At 45.6% G+C, this 12,845-nt stretch carries 12 protein-coding genes; 1 reads left to right on the top strand and 11 read right to left on the bottom strand.

Annotated elements, in window-relative coordinates; genetic code table 11:
• Positions 1-17 precede the first annotated feature (17 nt).
• From ACIFSR_RS22125 to ACIFSR_RS22075, 11 genes are all read right to left on the bottom strand, one after another.
• Positions 18-743: a ThuA domain-containing protein gene (locus ACIFSR_RS22125; RefSeq protein WP_339204474.1), complete on the bottom strand. Its 726-nt coding sequence runs from the start codon at positions 741-743 to the stop codon at positions 18-20.
• 27 nt (positions 744-770) lie between these two features.
• A complete protein-coding gene (locus ACIFSR_RS22120) occupies positions 771-1,253 on the bottom strand; it encodes a DUF456 domain-containing protein (protein ID WP_076267515.1) in 483 nt (160 codons plus the stop codon).
• Positions 1,254-1,260: 7 nt separating this feature from the next.
• Positions 1,261-2,013, bottom strand: a complete 753-nt coding sequence (locus ACIFSR_RS22115; RefSeq protein WP_339204476.1) for a Cof-type HAD-IIB family hydrolase — start codon at positions 2,011-2,013, stop codon at positions 1,261-1,263.
• Between the two features lie 177 nt (positions 2,014-2,190).
• On the bottom strand, positions 2,191-3,645 hold the full coding sequence (locus ACIFSR_RS22110) for an ABC transporter substrate-binding protein (protein ID WP_339204477.1): 1,455 nt from the start codon (positions 3,643-3,645) through the stop codon (positions 2,191-2,193).
• 141 nt (positions 3,646-3,786) lie between these two features.
• Positions 3,787-4,656 (bottom strand): metal ABC transporter permease, encoded by an 870-nt coding sequence (locus ACIFSR_RS22105; protein WP_339204478.1) that lies wholly within the window; start codon positions 4,654-4,656, stop codon positions 3,787-3,789.
• A complete protein-coding gene (locus ACIFSR_RS22100) occupies positions 4,653-5,594 on the bottom strand; it encodes a metal ABC transporter permease (protein ID WP_339204479.1) in 942 nt (313 codons plus the stop codon). Before ACIFSR_RS22100 ends, ACIFSR_RS22105 begins: the two co-directional genes overlap by 4 nt.
• Positions 5,595-5,597: 3 nt before the next feature.
• On the bottom strand, positions 5,598-6,404 hold the full coding sequence (locus ACIFSR_RS22095; RefSeq protein ID WP_076267510.1) for a metal ABC transporter ATP-binding protein: 807 nt from the start codon (positions 6,402-6,404) through the stop codon (positions 5,598-5,600).
• A gap of 33 nt (positions 6,405-6,437) precedes the next feature.
• Positions 6,438-7,391 carry a metal ABC transporter solute-binding protein, Zn/Mn family gene (locus ACIFSR_RS22090; RefSeq protein WP_430059995.1) on the bottom strand — a complete coding sequence of 318 codons (954 nt, stop codon included), beginning with the start codon at positions 7,389-7,391 and terminating at the stop codon, positions 6,438-6,440.
• Between the two features lie 202 nt (positions 7,392-7,593).
• Positions 7,594-9,690 carry a peptidoglycan D,D-transpeptidase FtsI family protein gene (locus ACIFSR_RS22085; RefSeq protein ID WP_430059993.1) on the bottom strand — a complete coding sequence of 699 codons (2,097 nt, stop codon included), beginning with the start codon at positions 9,688-9,690 and terminating at the stop codon, positions 7,594-7,596.
• A gap of 32 nt (positions 9,691-9,722) precedes the next feature.
• Positions 9,723-10,886, bottom strand: coding sequence for a transglutaminase domain-containing protein (locus ACIFSR_RS22080; RefSeq protein WP_430059991.1), 1,164 nt, complete (start codon positions 10,884-10,886; stop codon positions 9,723-9,725).
• Positions 10,886-11,335, bottom strand: coding sequence for a hypothetical protein (locus ACIFSR_RS22075; protein WP_339204484.1), 450 nt, complete (start codon positions 11,333-11,335; stop codon positions 10,886-10,888). Before ACIFSR_RS22075 ends, ACIFSR_RS22080 begins: the two co-directional genes overlap by 1 nt.
• A gap of 162 nt (positions 11,336-11,497) precedes the next feature.
• On the opposite strand from ACIFSR_RS22075, the gene ACIFSR_RS22070 reads away from it, so the two are divergent.
• Positions 11,498-12,661: an MFS transporter gene (locus tag ACIFSR_RS22070; RefSeq protein WP_430059989.1), complete on the top strand. Its 1,164-nt coding sequence runs from the start codon at positions 11,498-11,500 to the stop codon at positions 12,659-12,661.
• The last annotated feature ends 184 nt before the right edge of the window (positions 12,662-12,845 follow it).

Below are 12,845 nucleotides of genomic sequence, written 5' to 3'. Positions count from 1 at the left end.
GGTCTGTCAAAGTCTCCCTATCCTTTATTTCCAATGGGCTCCAGCGGCTGATGATTGCCGCGTACGGGCACTGCTGCATGAGATGGAGAAGCCCAACGCACACCATTTTGAATCACTTGCAGCACTTGCGGGTTATAGTAGGTTGGATAAGTCTCATGCCCCGGACGGAAGTAAAAGATTTTGCCTTGGCCGCGGTTAAAGGTACAGCCGCTGCGGAACACCTCGCCGCCTTCAAACCAGCTCACAAAAACAAGCTCATCCGGCGCTGGGATGTCAAAATGCTCACCATACATTTCCTCATGCTCCAGCGTAATGTATTCCGGCAAGCCGGCTGCTATCGGATGCGCTGGATTTACGACCCAAATTCTTTCCTTCTCGCCCACTTCACGCCATTTGAGATCACAGCTTGTACCCATCAGCTTTTTGAAAATTTTTGAGAAGTGACCCGAGTGCAGCACGATTAAGCCCATGCCTGTGAGTACGCGCTGTTGAACACGATCTACAATGGCGTCATCCACCTGGTCATGCCCCATATGTCCCCACCATATTAGAACATCCGTATTGGCTAGGCGCTCTTCTGTAAGGCCATGCTCCGGCTCCTCAAGCGTTGCTGTCGATACTTCGATATCTCCACTTGCGACCCCTTTGGCTAAAGCTTGATGAATGCCATCTGGATATACATTTTTGACTTCCTCATGAATCTTCTCATGCAAAAACTCATTCCATACGGTTACTTTAATCATTGAGCTATCCACCTTTTATTCATTTCATTAAAAGACGAGCCATAGGACAAACACCACGATCATCGCCAGCTGCAAAATTACCTTCACGACTACGCTTGAAAACAATCCTACAACTGAACCTAAACCAACCTTGAGCGATTTGTCAAAACGTGTTCCGATAATCATCTCACCAATGACGGCACCCACAAAAGGACCGATAATAAGGCCAAGTGCTGGGATAACGAAAGGACCAAAGATAAGACCAATTGTACTGCCGATCACTGAGGCTCGCGAGCCTCCAAATCGTTTGACGCCCCAGGCGCTAACCGCATAATCGGCGACAAACAGCACGATTAAAGTTACCGTCTGAATGAACCAGAACCAAAAACCAAATTCACTAAACGAGAAAAATAAGCCATAAACAAAAAATGCGCCATAAATGGCAAGAGCTCCCGGAAGAATCGGATAAATAGCTCCTGCCATCCCTACTACAAATAATAGAATAACTAATGTCCAGCCTAAAATATCCATACGTTTCTCATCCCTTCAGAAGGTAACGTCTAATCACTTCTGCAACTCCATGCTCATTATTCGTAAAAGTAATGAAGTCAGCAGCTTCCTTGACCGTTTCCTGCGCATTGCCCATCGCTACGCCTAAGCCAGCTTCGCGAATCGCCGCAATATCGTTCAAGCTATCGCCAACAGCAATAACTTGCGACATCTCGATGTTAAGCAAGCCGCAAAGCTCTTGAAGTGCGCTTGCCTTTGAAACGCCGAGCGGATTAAGCTCCAAATTAAATGGAGATGAATTCGTAATCTCAAGCGCTCCCCAGCTTTGTACTTCAGCCAGCAGCTTCTCCCTGATGCTGTCATCCTCTGTGTAATAGCCGAATTTCAACCAGTGATGTGATGCATAATCATCAGCAGGCGTAATCCATTTCTCTTTATTGTAAATTTCATCAGCTGTATACGCCCAGAACCACGGCTCGCCATGTGCGAGAGCAAGCTCATGCAGCCTTTGCACGTAAACGTGGCTTAGATGAGTACGTTTATGAAGCACATGCGGACGATGCCAAATCTCACTGCCGTTTACTGTGATCATAGGTGTTTCCAGCTTCAATTGCTCAGCGTAAGGCAATGCACTGCGAAAACCTCTACCCGTTGAGAAACTGACAATAACTCCAGCATCAAGTGCTTTTTGAATCCATTCAGCATTTTCTGTACTAATTTCACTCTGTTCATTTAACAATGTTCCGTCCATATCAAGCGCAAGCAATTTATAATCTCCCAATATTGTGCCTCCTCGTAAATGCCGTATCGTTGTTGTACCTAACTAGTAAATTATTTTAGCACATTTACGACAGATTCCAAATGAAAGTCACTCTAAAAAACACGAATTCATCATACTTGCTCAGAAAAAAGGAGCAGCCTCCGCTAATTTGCGTAAGCATGCTCCCCATCTCTTAACTTACTCCGTTGTTTCAATTGTAGTAACAGAACCACTGCTTTCCGAAGTTCCAGCTCCTTCAGCACCTTCAGTAGGTACAGGATCTTCCTTCAACAGCATTTCTTGGCCTTTCACCTGCAAAATGTCAAGCGCCGCATCAAGTTCCTGTTCCTTTTTCTTCACTTTTTCAAGCTCTTGGCTGGCTGCGCCTCTAAATTCTCCCCAGAAGCTTTGTGGCAGCTTGTCAAAATCCTTATAGCTATTAAAGGTACTTGGCTTCAAATCATAAAATGCCGCAAAATTATGCCCTTCTGTATCCGTAATATATTTCGTGCGGACAGGCAATCCATTATAATTGTTCGACTTCGACTTAACTCTTGCAAAGTCCTCACTCGTTACATAGCTAAGGAATTTCCACGCAGCGTCCTTACTCGGTGATTCTGAGCGAATGGAGAAAATATTGTTGAAAGACATCATGCTTGACTGATCAGGATTTTGTTGTCCAACCGGAACTGTTACAATATCCCAGTTTTTCACGATCTTATCTTTTACTTTCTCATTCTCTGCCGCTTGCTTGATTTGATTGATGAAATTAATATCGCCCATCGTCATCGCCAATCGGCCCGCTATGAAGGGATCGCTTAACAAATAGTCCTCATAGGTTTGCGACATCGCTTCGTCGCCACCTTGATTACGCATGCTGTCAAAATAAAGCGCGTTCGAATCCAATGCATCAATGGCTTGCTTAAATGCATTTTTCCATGAATCTGTGTTTATCGTCATTTGTTTTTGCGAAGCATTCACATAATTAACGTTTTCTGAATTAGCAAGAATGCTTGCCATTTCAAATAAATCTTCGCTGTAGCCCATTTTCAGCCCGTATACGCGTTCCTTTTTGTCGCCATCAGTAGGGAAGCGGCGTGCCAATTGTATCGTCTGGTCCCAGCTCATGCGATTGGTCGGCGGCTCGATTTGGTATTTCTCAAACAAATCCTTGTTGTAGAACATAACTTGACTATAAAAGCTTGGCGTCATGCCAAAAACCTGTCCGCCGCCATTTTCTCTCAAATAATCAATCATGCCGGGAATCAAGCCCTCTGTATTATACTTTTCCTTCTCCATAACCGGATCAAGATCATAAAGCTTGCCGTCAAGTGCCAGCTTTTTGTATTGATCGGTATCAAGCATTAAAATATCTGGCTGCTCCTCCGTAATAAACTTGTCGAGTGCAGCATCCATATCCTTGTTTTCGCTTTGATACATTTTCCTATTTTCTACGACTTGAATTTCAATATTTGGATATAATGCCGAGAACACCATGCCATACTCCTGAAAGAAAGAACCTTCATCGTAATACATAATTTTCAGCGTTGACTGTTCATTTTCTTTTTGTTCGTTTTTGCCCCCAAAGCTGCAACCGGTTACCAATAATGTAAAAACTACTAGCGGTATGACGAATTTTGACAACACTTTCATGTTCAATTTTCTCTCCTCTTCAGTTTCCTCCTAATATGTACCAATTACATTACGTTTCTTTTTGGATAAAAGTTGCAGTTATACACCTTTTTTTGAAATAAATATGAAAAAAGCATCCATTAAGGATGCTTTTCGCAATTATTATGCTAACTTTCTTAGACGCAATTTCTTGATTACAATGCCATGTGAGGGCGAGAACAAAAATGCGATAACGAACAATAATGCAGCTGCGCACACCATACAGCCAGCGATTGAAGCATCTAATAAAACAGCTGTACCATACCCGATGAATGTACTAGCTACGCCGGCTGCTACACTCAAAACGATCATAAGGCCGAGCCGATCTGTCAGTAAATAAGCGGTAGATGCCGGGATAATCAGCAGTCCTACAACGAGTATAGCTCCAACGCTTTCAAAGGAGCTGACGGTAGCCATCGATACGAGACCCATTAATAAATAATGAAAGATAGCTACAGGTATGCCGATTGCAGCCGCAAGGGCAGGATCAAACGCGCATAACTTGAATTGTTTATAGAACAAAACGATAACTGACGTTATGATCAGCAGTGTTGTGCCGAGCAGCCAGACGGCTTTCGGGCCCATATTTACGCCGCCAAGCTCCCAAATATTCCAGTGTACATACGCAATCTCACCGTACAAAATCGCATCCTGGTCCAAATGCACCTGACGAGCATACAAGCTTACGAGAACGACGCCAATGGCGAATAATGCTGTAAAGACAACGCCGATCGAAGCATCGGATTGAATGCCGCTTTGCTGAAACATTTGAATAAGAAAGGTCGTCAGCAATCCGCATAATAGTGCTGCGAACATCATTAGCAGCGAATCGCGCGAGCCACTGAGCAAAAACGCGATAACGATACCAGGCATGACGGAGTGGCTAATCGCATCACCGATCATCGCCATTTTGCGCAAAACAAGAAATACACCTAGAATACCGCAGCAGCTTGCTACTAGAGCACCTGTAAGCAAGATCCAGAAGTCGCTCATAATGCCGCCTCCTTCTTCACTTTGCCCTCTAGCAGCATATCGGAGTCACGATTATAGCTTTGCTTCACTCTTTGGCGCACCAGCCTTTTTGCAAGTAATCCGCGCTGTGGACCAAATAGAATGGAAATGCAGAAGAGCAATGTTGCTGCCAGCACCGTAACAGGTCCCGTTGGCAAGTTAGACACCGATGCGCTAATCCAAGTGCCTGCAGCACCGCTAACTGCACCGAATATACCTGATAATACAACCATGAGCCCAAGGCGATCCGTCCAGTATCTAGCCGATACGGCCGGTGTAATAAGCAGCGCAGCTACGAGTACGACACCTACCGCCTGAATGCCCGCTACTACAGCAACGACGATTAGAAGCATGAGCAGCTGCTCAAGAAAGGCTACGGGATAACCGATGCCTCTTGCAAACCCGGGATCAAAAGAAATAATTTTAAACTGTTTAAAGAGCAGCGTGCAAACCGTAATAAGAGACACACATACGACCGTCATCGTAATAACGTCAGATGCAATCATGGATGCCGCCTGCCCAAACAGAAATTTATCCAATCCGGCTTGATTGCCATAGCTGCCATGCTGGATAAGTGTAAGCAGTACGATACCGAGGCCAAAAAATCCTGACAATACGATACCCATCGCTGCATCCTGTTTAAGCTTAGAGTTACGAGTAATATATCCAATACCGAACGTTGCGATAAGACCAGATATGCCTGCTCCTATGAGAAACAGTCCAATCGATTTAACGCCAGTAAGCATGAATGCAATGCATATGCCTGGCAATGCCGCATGGGCTAACGTATCGCCCATTAAGCTTTGTTTCCTAAGATACGAGAAGCAGCCGATCACTCCACTGCTTAAGCCAAGCAGTGTACAGCCTAGAAAAATCCATTGCATATTCGGATCGGTCAGCATCAACCATATTCTATCCATGAATTACTCACCCTTTCCGTCAAAACGTGACGGAGACTGCATGCTGCGATCAAGAAACGCCAGTCTGCCGCCGTAAGTACGCTGTAATTTCTCCTGGGTAAAGGTTTGCTCTGTTTTGCCGAATGCTTGAAGCTCTACATTCAGGAGCAGTACCGAGTCAAAATAATCTTGCACAGTCGCTAGATCATGATGGACAACGATAACCGTTTTCCCTTGCAGCTTCAGCTCCTGCAGCAATGTGATAATGGCTTTCTCTGTCGCCGCATCCACGCCTGCAAATGGTTCATCCATAAAGTACAGCTTCGCGTCCTGCGCTAGCGCACGCGCTAGAAACACCCGCTGCTGCTGTCCGCCAGAGAGCTGACTGATTTGCCTGCCCGCATAATCGGCCATTCCAACCTTGTTCAGGCACTCCAGCGCAATCGCCTTATCCTTCGCGCTTGGGCGGCGGAACCAGCCTAAATGACCATAACGGCCCATAAGTACAACATCAAGCGCATTCGTTGGAAAATCCCAATCCACCGATTCTCGCTGCGGGACATAACCGATCATTTTCCGCTGCTGCTTATAAGGCTTGCCATATACTAACACTTCTCCGCCAATACTCGGTATGAGGCCAAGAGCCGCCTTCATCAGTGTTGACTTACCTGCGCCATTGGGTCCGATTACCCCGACGAGCTCACCTTCACTTACTTCGAACGATACGTTCCGAAGCACTGGCTTCTTCTGATAAGCAACGCTTAGTCCTTTAATCGTAAGCGGTGCAATTTGTTTCGTATTTTGCTTGGCAGCTGTTGTAGATTGGTTCATTTTTATCACTCACTTTCCTTGCCTTTTTATGTGCTATTTCAAAGCGGCTACAATCGTATCCACGTTATGCTTCACCATTCCGATATAAGTGCCTTCAAACGTACCGGCATCTCCCATTGCGTCGGAGTATAGCTCGCCGCCAATTTTCACCTCATGGCCTAAGCTTCTTGCCCCTTCTATGACCGATTCAATTGATTTTTTCGGAACGCTGGATTCGATAAAAACAGCTTTTATTTTTTTCTCAACTAAGTAGTCGCGCAGCTTGCTAACATCCTTTGAGCCGTACTCCGACATCGTATTCATACCTTGCAAACCCGTGACAGTTAGACCATACGCTTCGCCAAAATATCCAAATGCATCGTGTGCTGTTACTAAAATGCGGTCTGCCTCTGGAATACGTGCAATTTGCTCTCTCGCATAATTGTCCAGCTCCTCCAGCTGCTTGATGTAGGCTGCTGCATGCTCTTTGTAGTAATCAGCATGGACCTCATCCTTCTCCATCAGTGTGTCGCGGATCACCTCTGTTGTAGAAATCCAAAGCTTCACATTGAACCAAATATGCGGATCATGCATGCCAGCCCCTTGCCCTGGGGCAGAGTGCAGCTGATCTTCCGTTAAATATTTGGAGACGGCTACCGTCGGCTTGCGCTTCTCCAATTTCTCGAACATCTCGGCCATCTTGCCCTCTAAGTGCAAGCCGTTATAAAAAATAATGTCCGCATTATCCAGCTTCCGCACGTCTCCTTGAGATGCCTTGTAAAGATGGGGGTCAATCCCTGCCCCCATCAATCCGCTAACATCGACATACTCACCGCCTACCTGCTGCACTACGTCCGTGATCATTCCTGTTGTTGTCGTAATTTTCAATTTCCCATCGCTCGTTCCTTGCTGCCCGCAAGCTGAGGTTACCATTGCCGTCATCGCCAGAAAAGCGATAACCATAATAAATCTCCGAAGAGCAGAATTTGTCTTGTACGTTTTACGCATTGTGCTACCTCCTTCATCCCTGTCATTTTTTATATGCTCTAAAGTTTGCCCTTATGAATCTTAGTTTACCTAATGCCTTTTTTTTAATAATACACAAAAATGTTTCACTAGTGCAACATTTATTTTAAAATGGGCGATTTTCACAGCAAAAAAGACAGATCGAAGTTGATGCTCCGACTGCCTTTTTGATGTTTTTACACTATTATTCGTTTGTCCCTGTACCGGTTCCCGTTCCTGTATTAGCATTATCTGTTGTATTATTAGCCGTGTTGCCAGCAGCATCATTTGTAGCTGGCGCCTTCTTCTTCGGCACGCCGTACAAACCAATTTCCTCGTCATAAGCGTCAAAAATCTTACGAGCGATTGGAGAGGCTCCGTAACCTCCGAACCCGCCATCAGGTACTACAACAGCTACAGCAAGCTTCGGCTTATCGGCAGGCGCATAGGCGATAAATACCGCATTTTCTGCAGTCCGGCCTTTTACTTGCTGCTCTGACGTACCTGTCTTACGGTTATAGGTGTAATCCACACCTTCAAAGCCTTGCGAGCTAACCTTCGACATGCCTAGCTCAATTTCTTTCCAATATTCAATCGGGTAATTTACTTCATTCAAAATAACAGGCGTATAGCCTTGAATAATATTTCCGTCTGCATCCTTAATTTCGTTTACAAATTGCGGCTTCATTCGTTTGCCGCGATTGGCAAGCATTGCAGTATATTGCGCGAGCTGCAAGGTTGTATAACGCCCTTGCTGACCGAAGGAGGCTTGAACGAGCGCTGACTGCGAACTGGCATTTTTCGCCTCGTTAAAGTACTCAATAACGCCCTTCGTTTCGTTTGGCAAGCCGCTTTCCGTCAGGACGCCAAGACCGAATTGCTTCATGTATTCGTCCCAAATTTCCACGCCGCTCTTACCATTTTTTAGGTCTCTTCTATAAAGCCTATCCCCAATCATAGCTCCCATAAACGTATTGGAAGAATGTTGAATGGCTTGGGCGCCATCAATGTAGCCGAACTTTTTGCCTTGGGAGTTGCCGATATAAGTCTCATATCCTTTTCTACCATATGAGAACCTCCCAGTGTCCGGGTAGGTATCTGTCGTCTTAAACAATTTCTCATTCAGACCGACTAATACGGATAACGGCTTCATTGTCGAGCCAAGCGGCAGGATGGAAGATGGATGTTGATTGCGCTCCTCTTCGGAATATTTGCCATAGACCGTTCGAATCGTACCGTTCGATAAGATATTCTGGAAGTTCTCGTAATCCTCTTTGCTAATACGGCCGCCTGACCAAATATTAGGATCATAATCCGGCATACTCGCCATCGCCACGATTTTACCTGTATCAACTTCCATCGCTACTGCGAATCCGGTTTGTGCATATTTGGCACGCTCATATTTGTTTGTAGACGTTGATATTTTTTTGAGCTGATCCATAATTGCTGTTTCCGTCGTTAACTGTACGTTTTTGTTAATGGTTAAATAAAGATCCGACCCCTTCGTAGGGTTCGTTATTTCCATAGGCCCGATAATACGCTCCGCGTTGTTAACGGGATAGGTTTTCAAACCATTTTTGCCGCGCAGCACGTCCTGATACATCCGCTCAAGACCGTCGAAGCCAACGTCCTCTTCATCCAAATATCTCAGCGTAGGATCTTCCTCAGTCGTCTTTTCCTTGTAGAAGTCTACGTTCTCTCGAACGGTATTAAACTTCTTCAAATACCCGACAAGCTGCACCGAAATCGAATCTTTATCATAGTTTCGAACGCTTTCCTCCATGATATCTACACCTTTGAACGCCGTGCGATTTTCCATGAAATAAGCCACTTCTTTATTCGTGAGGCCGGATTTAATCCGCCGCGGGGTCGAGATATTATTCCGCTTAAAATCAAGATCCATCTGGCGAATAATATCGTCAACCGTCATCGCCTTGGCAGGATCGCCAAGCTTTGTAAATATTTCATAAAGCTTCTGCGCCATTTCTTTTGCACTTGCAGTCGCTTTCTCCAGCTTAAGCTCGGGCTGAATCGTGAAATAAATAGACTGGGTCGAAGTCGAATACGCAATTGCATGACCCGTAGCGTCGTAAATATTGCCCCTAATCGGCGGAATCTTCACGCTGCGTGTACTTTTGCCGATCCCTTCAGCACTTAGCGTCGGCCCTTCTACAAACTGTAAAATGGCTAGCCTTACAATCAAAACACTAAACAATGCGAACGTAATAAAGAAAAATAAGTTCAATCGAAACGAAAAATGACGTCGATTTATAATTTCCCGTTTCTGCGGATCATCTTGCATGTCTAATCACCTCATAACCTTCTCATTTTAAGCTATGCATCACGTATGTGAGTATCGTCAAATGCCGGCGGATTAAACCAATTCCCGGTATTTGCCCAAGTAGCATCCAGTGGAATCCAGCCATTATCCCCTTCGCTGATTCGCACCTCATTCCAAGCATGTGGACCGAAGCCTCCCTTACCGTTAGCTCCCATTCCAGTTACAACCCGTACCTCTAGACCTGCTGACCTAGCCATTACAGCATATAAACGAGCTATATCTATACATACGCCTTTGCGCGTATCAAATGTTTCGGGAGGTGTCTGTTCCTTCCAAATTCCCTGCTCTTCATAATTCCGAGCTTTGTCCCAATCGTAAGCAATTCTTGTTCCAAGAAAGTCATATAGCTTTCTCGCCTTATCCTCATTCGTTTGCGCATCCTTGGTCACATAAAGAGCAGCTTTCTCAATCTCAGCTGGGATGGCGTAATCAATAATCTCATATTTTCGTTGTAAAATTTGTTTGAACTGCGCTTCAACCGCTTGGGCGAGCACGGGTCCTTGCCCTGCTAGAACGTCTCCGGCAACTGGACTCAGCCACGAAGCCGCTTTGGTATAAACCGTCGATTCGGAAATTTTGTCGACATACCAGCCATTTGGCACAAGGGACACATAAACGAATAAAAGAACGACGAATACAAATGAACGACCCGCTCCGTGAGCTGCACCAATTAAAGCCCCTATGGCACGGCTAGCACTTCGCCTGCCTTGCAAGTGAGCCATAGGCTCTTCCTTGCCGCTCCTCAGAACGCCTTCTACTGCTTTCTCCAGCAAAGGCTCAATAGAAGCTGCCAATGCCCGCAGCAGGAAATAACCCAGCAGGAACAAGACGCCATAGCGCAGCAATGCAAAATCCCTCAAACTCGTAAGCAGCGTGTACCATGCTTGCTCCACCCCGCTGAGGTCATGAAGAGGAACCTTCACCTTGCTAGTCAACCACTTCGCTACAGCTGGTGACAATGTATTCGTAAGCTGTGCTGCCAGTACCAAACATACGATAACTGCTAAACCTTCCCAAACAAAAAAGAAAAGACGCCTCGCAGATCCCGATGCGCCTCTCCTCATCCCCTGTATAAGAGAGCCAATTAGCAATAGAAGCACAATGATAGCAATTGGCTCCGGCTCTCTAAATAATTGATCCCAGCTTGTCATCGGCATTACCCGTTCTGCTTCGCTTGGTCGATGAAGGTTTGTATCGTATTATCGAGCTCCCACTTGCCGAGCGCCGTTCCACGGAATGAAATGGCAACCTCATTCGCACCCGGCTCTCCGGTAAGCTCTACATTTTTAGTTTTCACTGTAAAGGTTCCATCCCCGTTATTCACGAAAGTAGCATCCTTTGCTTCGCCTACCATTGCATTAACGGCTTCCTGTTTTACTGTATCTGCAACCTTAGTGCCAATCTCTTTCAAATCATCCATAGTGTAGCCGCTATATACGACAATACCAAGCACGATTGCCACCACAAGTGCCCATTTAACTACAGTTTTCACGATGCGGATAATAATTAATAACAAAATAAGCGCAATAACCAGCACAAGCCAATGTTCTTTAAAAAAAGCTGTCCAAGTGTCCCAATCATAGGTCGAAAAATTCAAAAAATCCAATTGCGATCCCCTCCATTATACCTCGTACAAAATCCCATTACAAAATATTATAACCTACGGAATATAGGGCGTAAACGCTCGTTTCCTTTTTATGCAGACATATCCTGTCCCAATTAGACGTACAAGTATATAAGAATGTAATTGGCAAGGAGGGTCAGCTCTGTGAAAACCGCGGTTTGGCTGTACTTATTTTTGTTTATAGCCTTTTTTGATTTGCATGCGCAATACCCCATTTTAACACCTTTTGCCATCTCTTTAGGTGCAGCGCCTTCCTTCATCGGACTCATGATGGGCATGTACTCCATTACGCATTTGCCTGGAAATCTCATTGCAGGCTTTGGCGTTGACCGTTATGGCAGCAGATTGTTTATCGTGTTCAGCCTTATGGCAGCCGGAATTGTTCTCCTGTTTCAATCACATGTAACTAATCCTTGGCAGCTGCTCGCGCTCCGCTCCATTAGCGGTTTTGTGCTTGCATTTCTGTCTCCGGCTTGCTTGTCCCTGCTTGCAAGAATAACGAGCGATCGAACGGAGCAAGGAAAGCTTATGGCTGGCAATGGACTCGTTCATACACTAGCATCAGTCGTATCTCCAGCAGCAGGAGCGTATCTCGTTGCAAAAATTGGATTTTCAACCGCTTTTACGCTGCTTGGATGGGTTCTGATCGTAACATCTGTCTGCGCTCTGTTCTTTATTAAAGAAGTTCGCCAGAAAGTAGAGCAAACGGAAGCTGAAAGCAACGACGGGAAAAAGAAAACGAAGCTGCCGCTTGAACCTGCAGTGCCTATTCCTTGGCTCGTCTACCTGCTGCCTGTTGCAATAAGCTGCGCGCAGGGTATCCTATCGTTCGAGCTGCCGCTGCTTGCCAAAACGCAGGAAGCGATGATGACGACTGGACTTTTATTTTCCGTTATCAGTATCGGCGCACTCGTCACATTAAGCATGCTGTTTCTGAACCGCGTATCCGCGTATTTGCGAACGTTGTGGGGCTCGCTCATTCTTGCCATTATTTACTTTGGCATTGCATCCGATATACCGGCACCTCTAACATTGATGCTGCTTTTTGTCGGTATGGCGAAAGGAGTCATTTTGCCCGCGCTGTCCACCTTATTAATTGAGCTTAGCGGCGGAGCACGTTACGGCCGTACTTTTTCCGTATTATCCATCGCCTTCTCCATCGGAGCGTTTATCGGACCGATGGCGGCAGGACAGCTTCGCAACTATATATCGCCTTACTACATAGCGTTTATTGCATTGATGATAGCAGTCGCTCTGCTCCCGCTGCGTATTTCCCGTTCACTTTCTTCCCGCACCCATTTTTCGTAGGCATAGGTAAATGCACAGGGCTAATTCCCCATCATGTCATATGCTGTACTATGACAGGTGACTAGTTAGAACAGCTAAGCTCAGCTGTTTGCATTCATCCTTCTAACACTACGGAAACGAGGTGACCCCATATATGTCTGCAAATGTAAGTTCAGAAAATCGTGGTTATGGCCACGGCGGTTTC

Origin of the sequence: Paenibacillus sp. NRS-1760 (genome assembly GCF_050467785.1) — a bacterium.
In the GTDB taxonomy this organism is placed as follows: domain Bacteria; phylum Bacillota; class Bacilli; order Paenibacillales; family Paenibacillaceae; genus Pristimantibacillus.
This window is presented reverse-complemented; position numbering and strand designations above follow the sequence as displayed.

Excerpts from the sequence above, each read along its gene's own strand:
- ACIFSR_RS22125 (WP_339204474.1), bottom strand. The coding sequence starts at position 743 with ATGATTAAAGTAACCGTATGGAATGAGTTTTTGCATGAGAAGATTCAT.
- ACIFSR_RS22120 (WP_076267515.1), bottom strand. The coding sequence starts at position 1,253 with ATGGATATTTTAGGCTGGACATTAGTTATTCTATTATTTGTAGTAGGG.
- ACIFSR_RS22110 (WP_339204477.1), bottom strand. The coding sequence starts at position 3,645 with ATGAAAGTGTTGTCAAAATTCGTCATACCGCTAGTAGTTTTTACATTA.
- ACIFSR_RS22105 (WP_339204478.1), bottom strand. The coding sequence starts at position 4,656 with ATGAGCGACTTCTGGATCTTGCTTACAGGTGCTCTAGTAGCAAGCTGC.
- ACIFSR_RS22100 (WP_339204479.1), bottom strand. The coding sequence starts at position 5,594 with ATGGATAGAATATGGTTGATGCTGACCGATCCGAATATGCAATGGATT.
- ACIFSR_RS22095 (WP_076267510.1), bottom strand. The coding sequence starts at position 6,404 with ATGAACCAATCTACAACAGCTGCCAAGCAAAATACGAAACAAATTGCA.
- ACIFSR_RS22090 (WP_430059995.1), bottom strand. The coding sequence starts at position 7,391 with ATGCGTAAAACGTACAAGACAAATTCTGCTCTTCGGAGATTTATTATG.
- ACIFSR_RS22085 (WP_430059993.1), bottom strand. The coding sequence starts at position 9,690 with ATGCAAGATGATCCGCAGAAACGGGAAATTATAAATCGACGTCATTTT.
- ACIFSR_RS22080 (WP_430059991.1), bottom strand. The coding sequence starts at position 10,886 with ATGCCGATGACAAGCTGGGATCAATTATTTAGAGAGCCGGAGCCAATT.